This window comes from Stenotrophomonas sp. GD03680 (assembly GCF_029844625.1).
GTDB classification, from domain to species: Bacteria; Pseudomonadota; Gammaproteobacteria; order Xanthomonadales; family Xanthomonadaceae; genus Stenotrophomonas; species Stenotrophomonas maltophilia_P.
The window spans coordinates 45789-66407 of record NZ_JAOCKC010000017.1 but is presented as its reverse complement, the minus strand read 5'-3'; the positions used below and the strand labels follow the sequence as shown (position 1 = coordinate 66407).

Genomic DNA, 20619 nt, shown 5'->3' with positions numbered 1-20619 from the left:
GGCCTACATCCGGATCGAGGGCGACAACATCGAACTGGGCGCGCCGGGCAAGGTGGAATTCAAGGCGAGCCAGAGGGAATGGCTGGGGCCGGCGAGTGTGGTGGGGGAGGTGAAGGTGCCAGACGGTTCACACAAGGCATGCGAGTATCGCGTGCGTGCAGCGGAACAGTCGGGCGCCGGCTTGGTCCCACTGGGAGCCTGAGAGATGCAACTCGATCACCGGCTATTCGAAGCTCATCAGTATGCGTTGATCAATCCACTCCAGATCGATCGACGTATCGCCAAGCTTTGGCCATGCGAACCCATCGTTCCCAAGGAGCTCCTTGGGCAGAAGCATCTTCTTCCCTATCTAATCAGACTGGAAGAAATTGAGCCTGATGCGCGTCTAGCGGCACTTGATGAAACTGTGCACTACGCACGCGATCATGACCGCATCCCATTCTCGGCGTTGCTGAAATGCAATGCCGACAGTCAGCGAGTCCGAAATCACTTGGCTCGTATGATGGTGAGAAAATTTGATGGTGAGAAGATGCTATTCAGATACTACGATCCTCGTGTCTGGAACGCGCTGAAGTGGATTCTCTTGTCGTCGCAGCTGGATGCATTGCTTGGTCCCATCAATGCCTGGACCGCAACCGTGGACAAGGGCGCGCGGTGGCAATCATACGAAAACAGTGGTTGTAACAAGGATGGGATGCATCTAACGTCCGATCAGCTGTACGCGATTTCCTCGTTGGCTTCTGTTAACAGGGTGATCGATCGGTTGCATCGAGAGGGTGGGAGCATTGAGGGTGCTGGGCTTTCGAGACGTGTCTTTGACGAGATGGAGAAGGCCGGCGAGTGCGGGCTGACAGACCCTGACGATAAGGAAGCGTATGCATTTGCTTCAGTATTTCAATCACCTGAAGTTCATAACACGCCGCGGTATCAAGAGGCTCTTCGGATCGCCTGCTTAGAGCCTGGCGCGTTCCGCAGTGCCGTCAGCGACCCCTCCGACGAAGAGGTGGATGAACCTTCATTGGAGCAGACAGAACAAGGAGCTTGGCAGCATGGATAAGAGGCCGACACAGTCGTGTGACCCCGCGAAGAAGTGTGATGTCTGCGATCAGGTCGGCTTGCCGATTCTTCCGATCAGATACGCCATCTGCCGTTCAGACGTCAAGGAAATGTGGCAAGGGCCAAGGCTGGGAGGAGGGTTTGGAAAGGATGTGGCCAGTGTCACCCTTCCGGCCAGTGAGGCTCACTACACGTTGCGACTTGCCCGCCAAGGGTATCTTTATGTATTCAACGAGATCCGTGGCGAATGGAAGGGCTATCAGATCACCAGCGACTCCTATCTCTTGGAGTTCGATCCGCATGCGGCTCCTCCACCGCAGGAAGAGTTTCAACCTACATGCGCGCGAATGGCCGATTCGCAGGTGGCCCGCTTCGTTATCATCCCCGACCCCAAGCGAGCTGGAAAAGTTTGGTTTGGCTTCTCGGAGGCTCCATGGACGAAAGAGATCATGGAGCGAAATCGAAAATCCAGCGAGCGCAAGAAGCACATGCGCTGTATTGATGTCCAGATGTGGCTCAAAGGAAAGTCGCTGGATCACGTGGGAAGTGCGGCTGACGCCCCCTCCATGGTCAGCGAGTTCAAGTTTGGCAAGAGGGTAAAATCCGAGTCTGAAGTGAAGATCCCTATGCTCCCCTCAAGTCCGCCACCGGCTGCGGACCCTGGGAAGCCCCGAATTGTGGATCGTGCAGTTGAGACGATCCTCGAAGTCGTTGATGTGTATGCTAATCCTGGCTTTTCGTTCTCCTTTGCGCCTTTTTCAAGGTGTAAACAGGATGTGCCAGGAATGGAGGCATGGCTTCAGAAGAGCTCTTTGTCTGCGCGTCCGATGATGGTTGCGTTGAATGATCCCGCAGGAATAGCGCAGGAGCTTTCCGCACTTATTCGGCAGAAGACCCGAGAGTTCGAAGAGGAAGATGACAGGGGGTGGAAGCATGCAACCTCAGTGGCGATCCGCGGAATCCGGCAGGCAATTGAGGATCAGGCGGCCGCAGAGAAGCTGAGCTCCGTACGTGCCAGCGCGTACACCGGGCGCGCGGCGATGGAGCTGTATGCGGCGGGAATCACTAAAATGCGTGAGGAGTTGACGGCCGAAGAAGACAAGAGGGCCAGGGACTCCGCATGGGATCGCTACCGTGATGATTACAGCCAGCAAGCGCTTGATAGGTTTGACAAAAGCCTCATGCCGGAAATGGAGCGATACATCGCTTCGCACCTGAACCCGATTGCCCAGAGTTTCGTTCGCTGGTACAGGAACGACGATTTCAGGACTTGGCTGGCATGTAATCACCTTGATGAACTGTCATATAGTTCAATGAGATTGACGGAGATCGTCGATAGTTCGCTTGAAGGGGTTGTTGGATTTGACTGTGTGCAGGCTGCGCTTCTGGAGGATCTCGCTGGTCGTTTTCAGGACATCAAGAACTGCACTGTTCGAGCGTTGACGCTCAATGACAAGATCGCGGCGGAGGTTATTGAGAAGCAATCCAAGACATTCTTGAGCAATTCAGATAACCCCGGTGCTTGGTCCAACATATTCAAGGCATATGCTCACGTCCTCGATCGAGGAGGTAGCAAGCCCCAGGAACTGCAACAGGGGTTAGGCCTGGTTGCAGGTCTTGTCTTCAAGACGTCTGGGATGTTTGTTACAGCCCTAACCAAGGCAGGATCAACTGTCGCAAAGGCAGGCATCAATATCGCTATTTCTACGGCGACGAGGAACAATCTGGTCGGCCTGCTCGGTGTTCTTTCGGGTAAGCGCATTCAGAGGGTCGGCATTCGTGCCTCGGAGCGTGAGATGGCGCACTTTCTGGTGGAGGCGCTCAGCGAGGGACAATCTGGTGTCAACAAGCGGGAGCTGAGGGCCCGTGTTGATCAGCATCTTCGACAGGAGCTCAGTGAGCGCAGTGGCGCAAGAGTCGCGACAGGCGATCGAAATGCGCGCGGCAGGAAGGTCTTCGAGTGGGCCTTGTTCTGGGATAAGGAAGCGATGGCAGCCGTCCGGAATGGACAACCGGGGGCTATGTCAAACATGCTGATGAGCGAAGATCAGGTGAGGGTCCTGGTGAGGAATCGCGCCGCGCAGTACACCGCTCCACGTGTGAGTTTAGACGTGCGTCTGGGGGTTGTGGGGCTGGTGCTGGACGCTTGGAATGTTGCGGATTCCTACGGCAAATTGGATGACGAAAAAGAGGGGCCGGGTGGGCGTCGCGATCTTAATCTAGGCGCCGCGCTTGCCGGCTTTGCGGGGACCAGTGTCGAGTTGACCGGGTTGGCTCTGGGCAAGTCGATGTGGGGGCGTGCCGCACTGTCCTCAGAGATTCGATTTGGCGCACTTCAAGCCTCCACCCGGGCGGGAATGGTAGGGTTCTTTGGAAAGCTGCTTGGGGCTGTGGGGGGTCTATTGGGCGCGGTAATCGACGGGTGGAAGGCTTATGACGCCTATAAGCGAAATGACGTTCCGATGGTTGCGTTTTATACCGTCACCGCGGTGTCAGGAGCGGTTGTCGCTGTTTTGATGTTGGCTGGCGTGATGACCGCTGGCGTGGGATTTATCGTGCTTTTGGTTCTGGGGCTTATCAGTATGCTCGGCGAGTGGCTAATTAATCTAATTCGGGATGATAAAATTGAGCGTTGGCTTGATATGACGCCATTCGGTGTTCATAACCATGGCTCGTTTGACTCGGTTGACGCACAGGTGGACGCATATAATGCAATGCTTCCCGCAGGAGCCTGACCGATGAGCCAGTTCGCAGGTTGGCTTGGACAGCGATACCGTAACAATCGCTCCTTGACGGATTACGAGATCGCTGCAGATGTTCGAAAATTCGATTCGTCAGGCGTCACGCCACTTGATCAGGGGATCGTGTACCTTGATGACGACTACATTGAGTACGTCGACCGCCATTTCCTCTATCGTGGCTGGGGCGCGATGTGGGGGTGCGTGATCCTCGGTCTTGTATTGGTTTTCGTTCTGGCATTTGTGTATGCAACTCTCGCGATGCACGCCGAGGGAAAGTCCATTAGTTCTGAGATGACGATTACGGTTGGCGTCCTCTCTGTCCTCATGCTCGGTTTCGCTGCCTTCACCTACCGGATGCTTCTTGGTAGAGATATATTCAGATATCAGTACTACCCCATCCGATTCGATAGGCGTGAGAGGAAAGTCCACATCTTCGCAGGGGGGCGAAGGGGCGTAATTTCAGTGCCATGGTCAAGTGTCAATTTCGTCATTGGGAGGGACAAGCCTCTTGGGCCGGATGAAGGTGCCACGTATGACCTGCGTGGATTGGTCATGAAGGGAGATCAGGTCGTCCATACCTTTGCAGTTGGTTCGGATAGCGGGTCCAATCCTGGCATCACGCTCGCACATTGGGAAATGATCAGGCGCTTCATGGAGGATGGCCGCTCTGCACTTCCGTTTCCTCCGCTTCAGCTGTACACATCGGTGGCGCCAACGTTGCGAAATGCATTCATCATCCATGTGTCTTCCGCTGGCGCGGGACTGATGTGGATAGCGCTGCCCGTTACATTGCCTTGGGCGCTATTCCGTTTCCTGACAATGAAATTGTGCCGCAGGCCAGTCTGGCCAGTGGGGGTGATCAGGCGCGAGGTATCTGACGACTCGGGCGCAGCTCCGCTCCGTGCACCCGTCGTATACGGACGCGTAAATCGCGTGGAAGGTCGTGCCGATGAAATGGAGCGCTTCTGGAAGGACTCGATCACGGCAGCCAAGGCCCGTAACGATGAGATTCGTCAGCAGCTGCAGGCAACCTCGTTGAATGCGTGAAGTGGGCGTTGGATGCATGGCGTGGCATTCTCGCTCAGACGAGTGAGCGAGGATCACGGATGTACAGCGGCTGGATGCGCAGTTTCCCGACGGATCGCTTTCTCTCGGCGCAGGAGAGCGCCTCGCGTTTCGACCCTCGGATCGCCGAGGATGTCGCACCTGACGAACGTGCGTCGTTGGTTCATTTCAACTCGACCTACATCGATCTGATCGACCGAAGGTTCCGCCTGCGCGGAATGGTCTCGACCACCATGGTCCTGCTGGGGACGCTGGCCCTGTTCCTGTTCGGTTTCTTCCTGCTTTTCACGCTGGTGATCCCGAACCTGGAAGGCGACTTCTGGGACTGGGTGATGTACGCCATGGTCGGCGTGTGCGTGGTCGGTTCCCCGGTGCTGTTCTGGCACACGACGCTGCGCTACGAGTTCTTCACCTATGTCTGGTATCCGACACGGTTCAACCGGCGCAACCGGACGGTCTATTTCTTCACGGGTGGGGAAGAGGGCGCTGTATCCGTCCCATGGGATGAGGCCGTGTTCTACATCGGGCAGGGGACCAGCCAGGCCTTCCTGCGCGACCTGCGCTGCAGCATCCTTGAGGATCGGGTGATCAAACGGACCTTCGCGGTGGGCCATTACTTCGACGACGAACAGAAGATCCGCGGCATCTGGGAGTTCATTCGCCGCTACATGGAGCAGGGGCCGGCAGAGGTGGTCGATACCATCGAGGGTCGCCAGATGAATCTGTCCGTGACGCCGTCATGGCGCAACTGCTACCTGTTCGTGGTGGCCAGTCTCGGTCCCAGCCTGCTGGGCGCGCGCTTCATCCTGATGCCCTTGCTGCTGCCCTTGGTGTTGTGCCGATGGCTGGTCCTTCGATCCTGCCGCGCGCCCGTGTGGCCACAGTGGGTGGAAGACGAGTGCGCAATCGATGCCAACGATCCTCTTCGGCTCGTGGAACCCGAGGTGATGGCGCAGTTCGAGCCCGATCGGCGTCCGCTCTGAGCGGGCCCGTGCGGCAGGCCCCTGCCTGCGTCAGCAGGCAGGGCTGAGGATCACATCGCCGGGCAGGCCGGATCCTTGCCGCTCACCGCCGCACAGATCCTGCGCCGGCAGTCCACGCCTTTCAGTGAGGTGGGGCTGGGGCAGCTGCGCAGCTGCGCCTGGATGTTGGATTCGGTCGAGGCGGACTTCTTGCTGGCCACGCGCTCAAACGCGGCGCGCTCGTCTTCGGCGCGTTTGCGCTGGTCTGCTTCGATCTGGGCGATCAGATCATCCATGCTCTGAGGCTGGGCCTTGGCTTTTGCCTTGGCCTTGTCCTCTTCCTTGATGATGCCGAGCAGGGTGCCGAGCAGATTTTCATCGCCCTTGCCTGCGGTACCGGCGGCGCGACTGCTGCGTTCACCCGGCTGGGCGCCCCGTGCCCGCGTCGTTGCAGCGGTGCCGGTGGTTGCGGCAGCGCCCGCAGCAACGGTTGCCGCGTCAGCGGCAGGAGCGGGTGGGCTCCCGGTGGTGGCCGGCAGCGCCGGCTCAGACGGAGAAGCGGGCGCATCGACGATCATCGCGGCGCCTTCACCCGGTGCCACCGACGGGGCGTCCGGGTGCCCGGTCACATGGCCGGTGTCGGGTGTCAGTGAATACTCGGACGGGTCGCTGTAGTCATTACTACCGGACAGACCCCAGGCGGTCAGCCCGGCGATGACGACCACGGCACTGGCCAATGCCAGCCACAGGACCGTACGGCGTTTGCCGCTGGACGGCGCGCGTGCGGCACGTGGCGACGCGGTTGCCTGCCGGCCCTCCATGTCTGCCAGAATACGGCCCGAATTCGGGGCCTGGCCCTTTGCCTGCGCTCCCCCTGAGAGCAGACTTGGCCGATTGATTCCGCCATTATTCAAGTGCATCCAGCCCTTGGTTTGAGTCGGCAACTGCCGAAGCGAATTTGCGCATTCTTAGTGAAAGCGGTTGGGGCGTCAACCAGATCGCGTGTCAGGGAGGACCGGTGTTGCCAATCGTGGTTGCTGCCATTGCCGTCGTACTGTTGGTGGCTGGTGTGTGCTGGGTACTGTTGTTCCCCGAGACGGTCGAATCGCTGCGTCAGGCGATCGCGAAGCGTCTGGGCGGATTCCGTCGTCGGGCGGGGCAGGTCGGTGACCGGGTCGGCCACGGCGCCACCCGCGTGCGCAGTGGGGTTCGTGAAGAGGTCGGAGCCGTGCACGGCGCACTGCGGCGCCACTGGCTCATTCTGGTTGTCGCCGCAGCGTTGCTGCTGATTCCTCCAATTGTGATATTCGTCACGCGGCAGACCGTGGTGCTGGAGGATTTCAGGGGCGATGATCTGGCGGAATCGAGTTCGATGGTCGCCCAGCTGCTACGCGGGGAGCGGCTGACGCCGCCACCGCCGCCGCCGCCGGAGGTGTTCACCACTGCCGAAGTGCGTCGTCTGCGGCCCGAAATCGTCACGGCTGATCGCAAATGGGGTCAGATCGATCCCGATCTGCAGCAGCGCGTGCTGGCCATCTATGAGGTCATGCGACGCCAGTACGGTTACGAAATGGTGCTGATCGAAGGCTATCGCAGTCCGCAGCGGCAGGCCGAACTGATGGCCGGTGGCAAGGCGACCCGGGCCGGTGCCTGGCAGAGCTGCCACCAGTATGGGCTGGGCGTGGACAGCGCACCCATCCGCGATGGCAAGCTGCAATGGGACATGGAAGATCCGTGGACCCGGCGTGGGTACTTCCTGTACGGCGAGCTGGCTGAACAGGCGGGCCTGGACTGGGGCGGAAACTGGCGGAGCATCAAGGACTATGTTCACGTGGAAATGACGGACCGCTGCCGCGCCGCCCGGGTGGCAAAGCGCGAGGAACTGTCCCGTCAAGGGTGATAACCGCACGGCGGTACTGGTATGGTTACGCCGATGGCCTGCGTCGTCGGGGGAACCGGGGGGCGATGGAACGCCGGGTCACACATGGATCAAGGAGCATGATGGATGGCACGACCGTTTATCGTCGTCGGTGACCCGCTCAGCCACGGAGGGACCGTGGTGGCGGGCACCGGACAGACCGACATCAATGGCAGGCCGGTGGCGCGCGTCGGTGATCGTGCGTTGTGCGCCGTGCACGGCGCCACCACGATTGTCAGTGGCGACGCGACAGTGCTCATCGACGGTCAGCCGGTGGCGCGCGACGGCGACCGCACCGCGTGTGGAGCGACGCTGGTCGCTTCGCAGGCCATGACCGGTCTGCGTTGACCTGCGCGGTCGACAGGAGCAGCGCATGGAGCAGGGCAACTGATGGCAGGATGGCTGGGCAAAGCAGCTTCGGTGGTGATGATCTTCGTCGCCACCTGGGGCGCGACGATTCTCTACTGGCGCAACAGCGGCACGGTACCGACCGGCATGCAGATGCTGGCCTACCTGGGCCTGCTGCCCGTCGGCCTGAGCGGTGCCGGCTTCATGCTGCGTGGCGCCGCGCGCCGTGGCGTCGATGCGGCGCTGGACAAGGCTGCGGCCAACGATGGGGAGCCGACCAAGGGCAAAGGCGAAGCCGTCGCGACGAAGGTGATGGTGTCGCCGTCGGTGGCGTTGATTGCCGGTGGCCTCAGGCTGGGTGTGGATCTGGATGCCCAATCATGGCTGGCTGCTGCCGCTGCGCCGCCGCGTCCGACGCTCGATGGCCGCTTCCGCGACAACTACAACCTGCCGGTGCGCATGAGCGCGGCGCAGGACCTCGATGAGTTCCTGGTGCTGCAGGCCCGTCAGGACGGCATCGACACCGCAGCCCACGAACGGCGTGCGCTTGCCCTGCTGCAGCCGGTGCTGGAGGAACTGCTGGAGGCAGCATCCGCGGCGCTGCCGGAAATCATGGCTTCCGAGGAAGTGGTGGTGGCCGGTCTGCGGCGTCGCGACGAACAGCGCGTGGAGAACGTACTGAGCGTCGAGCTGCTGGTGCCGGGCAGCTGGTCCGATGCGCTGCGCCCCTGGGTGCAGACATGGCTGCTGGAGCAGGCGCGGATGGCAGGCATCGATGCGCGCCGCTTCGATGTCCGGGTCACCTCGCTGGACGGCGCACGCGAGGTGTGGCCGCACCTGCAACGGGTGATCGACGCACTGGATCAGGGCGAGCCACGCTGGCACCTGCTGGTGTCCGCGTCTTCTTCGATCGATGCCGCAATCGTTTCCTCATGGCAGTCCTCCGGTGTGCTGGCAACCGCACAGAGTCCGGATGGCCGCATACCGGGCGAGGGTGCTGCCGGCGTCCTGCTGGCGAGCCGGGGCGTTGCCCATGAAGGCGACGCGCGGCTGTGGCGCCCGCAACTGGTACGCGCCGAGCAGATCGAGGCGACCCGGCCGGCCGAACAGCGCCGTCAGCTGGCGACGCTCGCTGCGCAGTGGCAGCAGACGCTGGGCCTGGAGGGCGCACAGGCCCAGTTCGTGCTGCATGATGCCGATCACCGGGGCGATCTGATGGTCGATGCCGCCGCCATCACGGCGTCGCTGGCTCCCGACCTGGACTTCAGTCCGCAGAGCCTGGCGCTGGCGATCAGCGCAGGCGAACTGGGCCCGGTGCTGCCGTTGGCGCAGCTGGCACTGGCCCGCGCACAGCTTGACCGCCAGGCCGAGCCGGTGCTGTTGCTCGGCGTGGCCGACAACCAGCAGCGACTGTTCGGCCTGGTCGACCCTCTTCCTTCCCCGACGCAGGCGGCCGATGCGCCGTCGGCCCCCTGACTTCCTGGATCCCTGCATGAGTTTGAGCAATTTCAGCTACTACCTGCGCGACTACCGTCTCTGGATGGTGCTCGGCCTGGTCGGTGCCGCTGCGCTGGCCCACTACGGTGAGGCCGAAGCACGGCAGATCGGCATCTGGGTGGCCATCGTGCTGGCCGGCCTGCTGGTGCTGGCGCTGCTGGTCTGGATCGTGAAGCGGATCCTGGCCCGTCGCGCGGCCAAGCGCGTGGAGGCGATGGTCAAGGATGAGGCGGACAAGGCGGTAGCCACCGCTCAACCCGCCCAGCGTGCCGATACCGAGGCGCTGCGCACGCGCATGATGGACGCGGTCAAGCAGATCAAGTCCTCGCGGATGGGCGTGCTGAAGGGCAACGCCGCGCTGTACGAGCTGCCGTGGTACGTGATCATCGGCAATCCGGCTGCGGGCAAGAGTACGGCCATCCTCAATTCCGGCCTGCAGTTCCCGTTCGAGGACAACCGCGGCAACGTGGTGCAGGGCATCGGTGGTACCCGCAACTGCGACTGGTACTTCACCACCAACGGTATCGTGCTCGACACCGCTGGCCGCTACTCGGTCAGCGTCGAGGACCGCATGGAGTGGCTGACCTTCCTCGGCCTGCTGAAGAAGAACCGCCCGCGCGCACCGATCAACGGCGTGATCATCGCCGCCAGCCTGGCCGAGCTGTCCGGCAGCAAGCCGGAGTTCGCGATCGAGCTGGCCAAGAACCTGCGCCAGCGCGTGCAGGAAATCACCGAGCGGCTGGAAGTGTTCGCGCCGGTGTACGTGCTGTTCACCAAGGCCGACCTCATCGCCGGTTTCAGCGAGTTCTTCCGCAACCTCGATCCCGGCGAGCGCGAGCATGTGTGGGGTGCGACGCTGCCGTTCGACGTGCATCAGCAGGGCGACGCGCTGGCGGCATTCGACAGCCATTTCGACGAGCTGGCCGAAGGCATCAAGGAAATGAGCCTGACCCACATGGCGATGCAGCGTGGCCGTGAAGTCTCGCCTGGGCTGCTGTCGTTGCCGCTGGAGTTCGTCGGCATCAAGCCGGCGCTGCGCACCTTCATCGCTACGTTGTTCGAGGACAACCCCTACCAGTTCAAGCCGGTGTTCCGTGGCTTCTACTTCTCCAGCGCACTGCAGGAAGGGCGTTCGGTGCATCACGCGTCCGAACGCGTCGGCCGCCAGTTCAACCTGGAGCGCGGGTCCAATGTCGATGAGGCGCCGACCGGCCATACCGCGTTCTTCCTCAAGGACCTGTTCCGCAAGGTGATCTTCGCCGACAAGGAACTGGTCCGGCAGTATTCCAGCCCGCACCAGAACCGGCTGCGCTATGGCGTGTTCCTGGGCGCGGTGGGTGTGCTGGCACTGGCGCTGGGCCTGTGGACCTGGTCGTACACCACCAATGCCCAGCTGGTGGCCAATGCCACCAAGGACCTGGATCAGGCCGTGCGCGTGCAGAAGGACCGCATGGACCTGAAGTCGCGCATCGACGCCTTGCTTCTGCTGCAGGATCGCATGGAGCAGCTGGACCGTTATGGCAAGGAGGGCGGCATCACCACCCATCTGGGCCTGTACCAGGGCACCGCGATCCGCGAGAAGCTGCTGCGTGAGTACAACCACGGCATGCAGCAGGTGATGCTGGCGCCGACCGTCTCCAATCTGGAGAACTATCTCGGCCAGGTGGTCGCCGAGCGCGACAAGCTTGGCCAGGGCGGCAGCGCTGCTGCCGAGAGCGAGGTGCTGTATCAGAACGCATCGCCAACCAGTACCAACGATGCGTACAACGCACTGAAGACCTACCTGATGCTGGGTAACCCGAAGTACGTCGAAGGTGCTCACCTGTCGCAGCAGCTGACCCTGTTCTGGCGCACCTGGCTGGAGGCCAACCGCGGCCAGATGAGCCGTGAGGAGATGGTGCGCGCGGCCGAGAAGCTGATGACCTTCTACGTGGCGCAGGCGGGCCAGCCCAGCTGGCCGCAGATACAGAACAAGGTCACGCTGGTGTCCGACACGCGCCAGGCACTGGGGCAGGTGATGAAGGGGCAGCCGGCGATGGAGCGCGTGTACGCGCAGATCAAGGCACGTGCCGGCGCCCGCTTCGGAACCACCACCGTCGACAGCCTGGTGGGTGTGGAGCGCAACGGGCGCCTGATCAACGGCAGCTATGCGATTTCCGGTGCGTTCACGCGCAAGGCGTGGGAAGAGTACGTAAAGGATGCGATCAAGGAAGCAGCCAATACCCAGCTGAGCACCACCGACTGGGTGCTGGGTACCACCGAGCAGAGCGATCTGTCGCTGGCCGGCAGCCCCGAGCATGTCTCGCGCGAGCTGGTGACCCTGTACAAGAACGACTACGCGCGCGAGTGGAGCAAGTTCGTGCAGGGCCTGAGCGTGGCCGAGTTCAGTACGTTCGACGAGGCGGTGGCCCGCATCAACAAGCTGGGTGATCCCGGCAACTCGCCGCTCCGTGTTCTGCTGGAGCGCATCAACGAGGAGACGGTATGGGACAACCCGCCGGCGCAGGCGCGTTCGAGCAAGGCGCGCAAGGGCTTCGTGGCCTGGTTCCAGCGCACCATCCTGCGCAAGGACCCGGCAGCGACGGCCGCCGCGCAGCCGGTGGGTCCGATCGGCAAGGCGTTCGAAGGCATCGCGCGGCTCACCAGTGAGCGCGGCGATCAGCCGGCAGTGATCACGGCCTACTTCGAGACACTGGGCAAACTGCGTGCGCGCCTGAATGCCATCAAGAGCCAGGGCGAAATCGGCGTGGGCACCCGCAAGCTGATGCAGGACACCTTCAGCAATGAAGGCTCCGAACTGAGCGCGGGCCTGGCGCTGGTCGACGAGCAGGTACTGACCGGGCTGGACGAGAAGCAGCGTGAAGCCCTGCGCCCGCTGCTGCTGCGCCCGTTGACCCAGACCTTCAGCGCCCTGATCCCGCCGACCGAAGATGAGGTCAACAAGACCTGGAAGGCGCAGGTCTATGACCCGTTCAAGGCACGCATCGGGCAGCAGTACCCGTTCAACCTCAACTCGGATGTGGATGCCGCACCGAGCGACATCGCCGGCATCTTCGGTGCCAGTGGCAGCATTGCCGCCTTCAACAAGGACGCGCTCGGCACGCTGGTGATCCAGCGCGGTCCGCTGCTGGAGACCCGCCGCTGGGCAGGGCAGGGTGTGAACCTGTCGGCTGAGCTGGTTGCCAACTATGGCAACTGGGTGAGCGGCTCTGCCGCCGGCGCGGCGCAGGACACCACGATCTTCGAGATCCTGCCGTCGCCGGCTGCCGGCGCGCTGGAGTACAGCATCGAGATCGATGGCCAGGTGCTTCGTTATCGCAATACCCCGCCGCAGTGGACCACCATGCAGTACCCGAACGCGGGTCAGGTGCCGGGCGTGAAGATCACGGCGGTGACCGGCGATGGTCGTACCGTGGAGGTATTCAGTGCACCGGGCGCGAACGGCTTCAACCGCCTGATGGCCGAAGGCGAATACGAGCGGCTGGATGATTCCAGCCGTATCACCTGGAACGGCAATGGTGTGGCCGTGACGGTGGAAATGCGCATCGTCCGCCGGGCCGGCAGCGGCAGCGAGGGCGGCGGTGACTGGCAGCGTGGCCTGCAGCTTCCCGAGCGGGTGGCCGGTGGTACCCCTGCCGCGCCCGCGCCGGCGGCCACCGCGCCTGCTGCGGCGCAGACCACGGGAGGTGCGCAATGAGCCGCGTCGTCAGTGCCGGAGTTTCCTACTTCGGCAAGGTGCCATCGCGCGGTGATTTCGTCCGCGCGGCCGACAATCACCAACTGCTGGGCTGGCTGGACCGGTGGGCGGGCGAGAGCCTGGAACTGCTGAGCCAGAGCCCGGACTGGAAGCAGCGCTACGACGAGGCACCGGAGATCCACTACGCGTTCCTGGGTTCTCGCAGCAAGATGGTGCTGTGCGGGCACTTCCTGGCCAGCCGCGATTCCTCCGAACGCCGCTTCCCGCTGCTGTCCGCGCTGCGCCTGGATGCGCCGGAACCGCTGCCGTTCATCGGCCGCAGCCCGCTGGCGATGTCCAACGCCTGGTCCGGACTGGCCCGCCTGGCACGCCAGGCCTACCAGGAAAGCGACGCGGCGCAGGCGCTGGCGCAGCTGGCGGACGCACGTTTCAGCATCAGCACCGATCCCGGTGACTACAACGGCAGCTTCCAGGACTTCCTGGAGAGCACCTCGGTGGCAGACCTCGAGTCGCGCCTGCGCGATTCCGGTCACGGCGAGGTGGCGCTGCGACAGGTGCTGCCGGCACTGGGCCTGCTGTTGCAGCCGGTGCTCAGCGGGGGCGATGTCAACATCGACAAGGCGCTGGTGTTTCCGCTGGTCCGTGACCCGGCCTATCGCCCACTGGTGGCGGCATTCTGGCTGGATCTGCTGTCCAGCTTCGTCTCCCGCGGCGATTTCGAACTGGCGGTGCTGATCCGCAACGACGCTGCGCCGAGCATGATCGTCGGTTTCAACGGCGCCGACCGCCAGGTGCTGCGTGCGGTGCTGGACCCGGCGGAAGCCGGCGACTTCCTGATCCGGATCCAGCATTCGGAATGGGTGGACGACTATCTGCGCGGCGATTACAACCTCAACCGCTTCGGCAGCTTCCTCGACCGTGACGATCTGGCCCTGGCCACCGCACGCAAGCTGTTCGGCGAGACTTTCCTGGGAACCTGATGATGCGCTTGTGCAACCCTCTCTCCCTTGCGTTGCCGCTGCTGCTCGCAGCCGTGCCGCTGGCCGCGCAGAACGCGCCTGCTGCGGCACAGGCTGCCACCGAACGACCGGTGGTGATCGAAGGCGTGGTGCCTGACCAGGCGACCAAGGCCAAGCTGCTGAACAATCTGCGTGCCGTGTATGGCGCCGAGCGCGTGGTCGACCGCATCCAGGTCGAGACGATCGCGACCCCGCCGAACTGGGGCGATTACGTGGCGGGCATGATCAATCCCGGCTTGAAGCGGGTGTCGCCCGGCAAGCTGGAAGTGAACGGACAGGCAGTGCGGATCACCGGTGAGGTCGGCAACGAAGCGCTGCGGCAGCAGGTGGCCAGCGACCTGAGTCTGGCCAGCAATACCAGTTACACCGTGACCAACGCGCTGAAGGTCGGCTCGCAGCAGAACGTGCTGGACCAGACGCTGGCCAACCGCATCATCGAATTCCAGAGTGGCAGTGCGCGTCTGACCCCGTTCGGCATGAGCATCCTCGACGAGATGGTCGCCAAGATGGCGCAGATGCCGGACAGCCGTTTCCTGATCATCGGCCATACCGACAATGTCGGGCAGCGCGAATCGAACCTGGCGCTCAGCCACGCGCGTGCGCTGTCGGTGAAGAACTACATGGTGTCCAAGGGCATTCCGGGCAGCCACATGGATGTCGTCGGCAAGGGACCGGACGAGCCGGTGGCGGACAACACCAGCAACGATGGCCGCGCACGCAATCGGCGCATCGAGTTCAAGATCCAGTAAACATGACGGGGATCGGGCCAGACCCGATCCCCGCATGAGCGGGATCCGCAGGCAGATCAGTCTTCTGGATTGACGTCCAGCATCTCTTCCATCTGTTCCAGCGTGCCGTGGTCCTTGATGACGCGCTTGAGCCAGACATGCAGCGGCATCTCGCCCCAGCGTGCGGCCTTCTCGGCGAGATAGGCCACGGGGCTGTGCGGTTCGGTCCGACGGAAGAACTCAGCGACCTGGCGCAGCTGCTGCAGCGCTTCCTTGCGCGAGCCGGGTGCACCCGCAGGGCCACGCGGTGCTGTCACCGGGGCCGCTTCGGTCGCGGGCGCCTCATGGCCGAACGATGCATCTTCAAAATCGTCGGAGGAGGCTTCGGTTTCGCCATCGAGCAACACCCCGGCTTCGCGTGCGAAGCGCAGCACGGTGCGCTGCAGGTGTTCAAGCTGCTCACGCACCGCGCTGAAGCTTGGGCCATCCAGCCCCAGGCGGTTGTCGACCGCGGCCTGCAGTTCGGCCAGGGCCTGGCTGCAGTCGGGCAGGTCGTCGGCCAGCTGCCGGTAGAACCCGTGCTGGGTATCGCGGCGGGCGGCAGTGAGAATGTCCAGACCAGGGCGGCCGTCATCCTCTTCGCCGCTGTTGGCACGGGCATGGGCATGCTCGAAGTCGGCGAGGCTGAAACGCCCCTGCGGCGCGACGGCAATCGGCACGGAGCGCAGCCATTGCAGCGAGTTGGTCAGCAACCAGCTCAGGTTGCCGATGCGCTCTTCAAAATCGCCGTCAGGTGCCTGCGGATGCACGTCATCCCAGTAGCGGTCGCACAGGCCGGCGGTGAGCCGGTAGCCAGCGGCGAGGCCCTGGAATCCTTCCAGCTGGGTGGCGGCTTCGCTGAGCCAGCCTGCCAGCCGCAGGTCCTTGGTCCGGGTCTGCAGCAGGTCGGTGGCATCGCGCAGCACGCTGCTCCAGTCAGCGTACTTGATGTCGGTCTGCCACGCCCCCTGGTCCAGGGTCGGGTCGTCGGCACGACGGTTTTCGATGATCCGATCGAATTCAGCCGAGAACGACAGGTCTTCACCGGTCGGGGCGTGTTCCGAAATCGGGGCCAGCAGGGCTTCCTGATCCAGCATGGCGGGTCTCGTTGGGGACTGTGGGCGATTCTAGCCCGCCGATGTGAACGCGGTCGCGGGATTGGTCCGTCCAGGCATGCCTGAATACGGAATGCCGTCAGTTATGTGACGAACAACGCACTTCCATGGCGGTAGAGGCGTCGTGATTTTGACGAACACCGCAATCTGGTAGATTTGATGGCTGGAATCCGACGCCGCCGGGTAGGTGTAGGCGTCTTCACACTGGAATTGGCATGGATCAGCTGAACTACGTGATGACCCAGGTTGCCGGGCTCGGTGACGCGCAACGCCTGTATCGACTGCGGTCCGATGCACTGGAAGGGTGCACGGTGGAGCGGTGGCGCGGCGGTGATGCGCTCGGCCAGCATGCCTGGACCGATGTCGATGTACTCGCCACGCGCGCTGATATCGCGCTGGACGCCCTGCCGGGCACGCGTGCGACACTGGTCGCGCAGACGGCCGATGGTGGTCAATGGCAGCGCAGCGGCCTGATCGCGGACGCTTCCTGCCTGGGCAGCGACGGTGGCCTGGTGCGCTACCGGCTGCAGCTGGTGTCATGGACGTGGTGGCTGCAGCATGCCCGGCACAGCCGCGTGTTCCAGGAACAGAGCGTGCGTGCGATCGTCGATGCCGTACTGGCAGGCCACGCTGCCATCGCGCGCTGGCGCTGGGCCGAGGGCGTCGACGCCTTCCTTGGCCAGCGCGTGCGCAGTTACTGCGTGCAGTACCGCGAGAGTGACCTGGATTTCCTGCAGCGCGTGCTCGCCGAAGAAGGCCTGGGCTGGCGTCTGTACGCCGATGAGGAAGCGCCCTGCGGCAATGGCATGGAGATCTTCGCCGACAGCGTCGCGCTGCCGGAAGATGCCACCAGCGCGGCTGCAGGCGTGCGGTTCCATCGCAGTGACGCCACCGAATCCAGTGACAGCGTGCAGGCCATCGGCCTGCGTCGGCGCCTGGCCAGTACCTCGATCAGCCTGCAGAGCGATGATTACCGCCAGGTACGCGCACTGGTGGCACAGTCGCCGATGGAGGGCGGAGGTGGCCAATCGTCGCGCGAAGACTACGATGCGGTAGGTGCCTACGCCTTCAGCGACAGTACCGCCGGTGCGCGCCAGGCCCGCCTGCAGGCGCAGGCGCGCGAATCCCACAGCCGTGGCTGGCAGGGGTCGGGTACGGTTCGCCGCTTCCAGTCCGGACAATGGCTGCGGCTGCAGCAGGCCCCCGGTGCGACACCGCCTGAGCTGCTGCTGGTGGCCGTCGAACATGCCGGCATCAACAATCTTCCTACCGATCTGCGACGAAGCCTCGATGACGCGCTGGGCGTGGCGCCGATCGATCCGGCCGACGCTGCGCTCTGGCAGCAGGCCGAAGCAACCGGGTATGGCAACCGTTTCGACGCGGTGGATCGCACCCTGCCGTGGCGCCCGCTGCTGCAGGACGGTAGTGGCGCACGGCTGAATCCGCGCCCGACCGTGCCGGGTTACCAGACCGCTGTCGTGGTTGCCGGCGACGGAGGCGCCAGCAAAGACCTGCACGCAGACAGCCATGGCCGCGTGCGCGTGCGTTTCCACTTCCAGGAAGGCGAGGGCGGCGGAGCCAACGACAGCGCATGGTTGCGTGTGGCACAGCGCTATGCCGGACCCGGCGTGGGCAGCCAGTTCCTGCCGCGCATCGGTCAGGAAGTGCTGGTGGGCTTCCTCGACGGCGATATCGATCGGCCACTGGTGCTGGGCACCCTGTACAACGGACGTGGCGAGGCGGGCGTGGCACCGACGCCAGCCGGCGGAAGCGGCCAGAGCGACGTGTCGCTGTATGGCCAGGCTGCAGACATGCGCGGCAGCGCGCAGGCCAACCTCAGTGGCGGCCAGGCGCCGGCCTGGCATGCTGCCGGCATGGGGGACCAGGCGCATCGGCAGGGCGGTGCGCTGTGGGGTATCCGCTCGCGCGAGTGGGAAGGCGGGCAGGGCGCCAACCATCTGCTGTTCGATGACTCGAACCAGCAACTGCGCGCGCAGCTGGCCAGCAGCCAGCAGGTGTCACAACTGACCCTGGGGCACCTGCGTCACCAGGCAGACAATTATGTCGGCAGCCTGCGTGGCACCGGTTTTGAACTGCGCAGCGACGCGTGGGGCGCGGTGCGCGCCACGGCCGGTGCCTGGTTCACGGCGTACGGGCATCGGTCGACGGCACCTGCGGGCGAGGCAGTGCAGCCCGCTGCCTTGCTCACGCAGTTGCAGGCATTGGGCGAACGCTTCACCCAGGCCGCGCGTACGCACCTGACCAGCCCGTTGGCGATGCAGGAGGGCGCGCGCGCGCCAAAGCGCTCGGAGCTGGTTCCCGATCAGTCGCCGGTTCCCGCGCTGCTGGCGAGCGTACGCACCACCACGGGCGGTGATGGATTCGATATCGGCAAGAGTGGTGCGACCGAGCGCAAGTCGGATGCTGGGCAGGATCGCGTGCCGCATTCGGGTGATCCACTGCTTGGACTGGCCGCACCGCAGGGACTGGTGCAGGTGGCAGGCCAGGGAGTGCACTGGGGGAGCGGTGAAGGCCTGCTGTTGGCCAGTGGCGGTCATAGCGACACGGTTACCATGGGGCAGACCCGTCTGCATGCGGGGCAGGCGATCGGCGTGCTTGCGTCCGTGGTTGAGGGCGCAGCGGCCGCACCCACCGCGCTTGACGTCGTGGCCGGCACTGAAATGCTCGATATCCAGTCCCAGGCGGATGGGGTGCGCGTGCAGTCGCGTGGCGCTCTGCGCGGGGCCAGCGCGCAGGCGCCGGTGGAACTCGCCGCGGCCAATACGATCCACGTGGCGACGTCCGGGGGGGCCAGCCTGACCATTGCCGGTGGCAACATCACCATCGCCTGTCCGGGCACGATCAAGGTGCATGCGGGCAGCAAGTCATTCGTCGGCCCGGCGCAGCAGGGCTATCCGCTTCCCCAGTTCCCGCGCAGCAGCTGTAAGAGCTGCATTCTCGACGCCATGCGCCAGGGCACGCCGGGAGTGCTGGTGTGAATCGTTACGCCGTGATCGACAGCGCGCAGCGGTCGCACTTCCATGAGCGGCTGGAGCGTCTTGGCGCGCGCTACCGCTCGCTGTTCGAAGGCACGGCCGAGGCCGGCCTGCTGGATATTGCTCCCTTGCTGGTGGCTTGGACGGACAGGGACCTGCACGCGCAGCTGGATGCGGAGATCCGGCAGATGGGAGCGCAAAGGCCGGGCGTGACCCTGCTGTGGAGTGCACTGGAACTGGACGATCTCGCAAAGCGGTTGCGTGCTTTCCATCTGGTGAAGGTGCCCGAGAAGGGCGGTCGTGAGATGCTGTTGCGCTGGTACGACACCCGTATCCTGCCTGCACTGCTGGATCTGTTGTTGCCTGCGCAGCGTGCCGCCCTGCTGGAGGGCGTGCAGCGCCTGCAGTACTTCGATCGCTACGGCGATCTGCAGGAATGGCCGCTGGCCGAGATGCTGGCCGGAATGGATGATGCCGGCCTGCCTGCGCTTCCGCCATTGCGCCTGGACGAAGACCAGTACACGTGCCTGCTGGACGCGTGCGAGCCGGATGTGGCCATTGCCCAGCTTCGCAGGGTCATCCCCGATGAGATCAAGCGGGTGCCGTATCGATCGCTGTACCCGTTCGTCGTCGACCTTATGCAGGATACGATCGCCCACGGTGTGAACCAGGTGGACGATCACGTGCAGTACCTGTTGCTGGCGTTGTACACCTCCGGCGCGTGCCGCGGCCATCCTGCCGTGCAGGCGCGTTTCGCGCAGCCTGCCGGGAGCTGTGAGGTGCCGTTCGCGGACTGGGCATCAGCGCTGCCGGAAGATATCTGGACGACGGGCGTCCCGCTGTGGGACCACACCGCCTCGCCTTTGCAGGCCGAGCCTGCACCCTCGTGGACGTGAAGGAAGAATCATGCGTTTGATGCGGACCCATCTGCTGGCGGCCCTGGCGTTGCTGCTCCTGTTGCCGGCATTGGCGGCCTGCAAGGGACGGACGGCCTCCACGCCGGTGGCCGTGCTCGGCTACAACCATACGGATGCATACATTGCGCAGTTCCTCGTGAATGGCGGCAGTGGCGGGTCGGCCGATTCCCACTCGGAAGGCGGAACTGTCTGCTGCGTCGTGCTGCCTGATCGATGGACGCCGGACATGAAGGTGGAGATCGAATGGACCACGGATCTCGAAACGTTCCAGAAGAAGACCGTTGCGATTCCGAAGTACAACCAGCTCGGAAACCTGGCCGTCCATTTCCTGCGCAATGGCGAGATCAAGGTCTTCGTCACCAATCTTGTGCTCGGTCATCCCGACTATCCATTGACCGGCCCCGAGGCGCCGTTGCGCGAAGGCGAGAATCCAGTCTGGGAGCACCTTCGGCGCCCACTTGAAAAGTGATCACGGGGCCCGGTCGCTCGCCGGGCATCCGATCCGAATGCTTGGCGTGGGT

The 20619-nt window shown here is 63.6% G+C and carries 16 protein-coding genes; 14 read left to right on the top strand and 2 right to left on the bottom strand.

All coding sequences use genetic code 11. The features are described 5' to 3' along the window. From N5J29_RS15260 to N5J29_RS15240, 5 genes are all read left to right on the top strand, one after another. Positions 1 to 202: hypothetical protein (locus N5J29_RS15260; protein ID WP_279924469.1), on the top strand; the 202-nt coding region annotated here is incomplete at its 5' end. A 3-nt stretch (positions 203 to 205) separates the two neighbouring features. Continuing rightward, positions 206 to 1057 carry a DUF4123 domain-containing protein gene (locus tag N5J29_RS15255; RefSeq protein ID WP_081284442.1) on the top strand — a complete coding sequence of 284 codons (852 nt, stop codon included), beginning with the start codon at positions 206 to 208 and terminating at the stop codon, positions 1055 to 1057. Continuing rightward, positions 1050 to 3791 (top strand): T6SS effector BTH_I2691 family protein, encoded by a 2742-nt coding sequence (locus N5J29_RS15250; protein WP_164151847.1) that lies wholly within the window; start codon positions 1050 to 1052, stop codon positions 3789 to 3791. Before N5J29_RS15255 ends, N5J29_RS15250 begins: the two co-directional genes overlap by 8 nt. Positions 3792 to 3794: 3 nt before the next feature. Continuing rightward, entirely contained in the window at positions 3795 to 4844 is a 1050-nt protein-coding gene (locus N5J29_RS15245; protein WP_164151845.1) for a DUF6708 domain-containing protein, read from the top strand. Positions 4845 to 4903: 59 nt separating this feature from the next. Further along, positions 4904 to 5845 carry a DUF6708 domain-containing protein gene (locus tag N5J29_RS15240; protein WP_164151843.1) on the top strand — a complete coding sequence of 314 codons (942 nt, stop codon included), beginning with the start codon at positions 4904 to 4906 and terminating at the stop codon, positions 5843 to 5845. 50 nt (positions 5846 to 5895) lie between these two features. Here the strand turns inward: N5J29_RS15240 and N5J29_RS15235 are convergent, their stop codons facing one another. Then, entirely contained in the window at positions 5896 to 6645 is a 750-nt protein-coding gene (locus N5J29_RS15235) for a hypothetical protein (protein WP_164151841.1), read from the bottom strand. A gap of 197 nt (positions 6646 to 6842) precedes the next feature. On the opposite strand from N5J29_RS15235, the gene N5J29_RS15230 reads away from it, so the two are divergent. The 6 genes from N5J29_RS15230 to N5J29_RS15205 all read left to right on the top strand — a co-directional run bounded on the left by N5J29_RS15230 (position 6843) and on the right by N5J29_RS15205 (position 15052). After that, on the top strand, positions 6843 to 7724 hold the full coding sequence (locus tag N5J29_RS15230; protein ID WP_239519783.1) for a M15 family metallopeptidase: 882 nt from the start codon (positions 6843 to 6845) through the stop codon (positions 7722 to 7724). A 105-nt stretch (positions 7725 to 7829) separates the two neighbouring features. Further along, a complete protein-coding gene (locus N5J29_RS15225) occupies positions 7830 to 8090 on the top strand; it encodes a PAAR domain-containing protein (RefSeq protein WP_053518398.1) in 261 nt (86 codons plus the stop codon). A 42-nt stretch (positions 8091 to 8132) separates the two neighbouring features. Beyond that, positions 8133 to 9566 carry a hypothetical protein gene (locus tag N5J29_RS15220; protein ID WP_164151839.1) on the top strand — a complete coding sequence of 478 codons (1434 nt, stop codon included), beginning with the start codon at positions 8133 to 8135 and terminating at the stop codon, positions 9564 to 9566. 16 nt (positions 9567 to 9582) lie between these two features. Further along, on the top strand, positions 9583 to 13284 hold the full coding sequence (gene tssM, locus N5J29_RS15215) for a type VI secretion system membrane subunit TssM (RefSeq protein ID WP_164151837.1): 3702 nt from the start codon (positions 9583 to 9585) through the stop codon (positions 13282 to 13284). Beyond that, on the top strand, positions 13281 to 14264 hold the full coding sequence (tagF, locus tag N5J29_RS15210) for a type VI secretion system-associated protein TagF (RefSeq protein ID WP_053518394.1): 984 nt from the start codon (positions 13281 to 13283) through the stop codon (positions 14262 to 14264). Before tssM ends, tagF begins: the two co-directional genes overlap by 4 nt. Before the next feature lie 2 nt (positions 14265 to 14266). Further along, positions 14267 to 15052, top strand: coding sequence for an OmpA family protein (locus N5J29_RS15205; RefSeq protein ID WP_111185953.1), 786 nt, complete (start codon positions 14267 to 14269; stop codon positions 15050 to 15052). 56 nt (positions 15053 to 15108) lie between these two features. On the opposite strand, the gene tssA is transcribed toward N5J29_RS15205, so the two are convergent. Then, a complete protein-coding gene (gene tssA / locus N5J29_RS15200; protein ID WP_065182766.1) occupies positions 15109 to 16167 on the bottom strand; it encodes a type VI secretion system protein TssA in 1059 nt (352 codons plus the stop codon). 233 nt (positions 16168 to 16400) lie between these two features. Here tssA and N5J29_RS15195 point away from each other — a divergent pair, with 233 nt between their 5' ends. The 3 genes from N5J29_RS15195 to N5J29_RS15185 are packed head-to-tail and all read left to right on the top strand — an operon-like array spanning position 16401 to position 20567. Then, positions 16401 to 19184 carry a type VI secretion system Vgr family protein gene (locus tag N5J29_RS15195; RefSeq protein WP_239519782.1) on the top strand — a complete coding sequence of 928 codons (2784 nt, stop codon included), beginning with the start codon at positions 16401 to 16403 and terminating at the stop codon, positions 19182 to 19184. Then, positions 19181 to 20077, top strand: a complete 897-nt coding sequence (locus N5J29_RS15190) for a DUF4123 domain-containing protein (protein ID WP_164151835.1) — start codon at positions 19181 to 19183, stop codon at positions 20075 to 20077. The genes N5J29_RS15195 and N5J29_RS15190 overlap by 4 nt, the downstream gene beginning before the upstream one ends. A gap of 10 nt (positions 20078 to 20087) precedes the next feature. Further along, positions 20088 to 20567, top strand: a complete 480-nt coding sequence (locus tag N5J29_RS15185; RefSeq protein WP_227255287.1) for a DUF3304 domain-containing protein — start codon at positions 20088 to 20090, stop codon at positions 20565 to 20567. Positions 20568 to 20619: the final 52 nt, after the last annotated feature.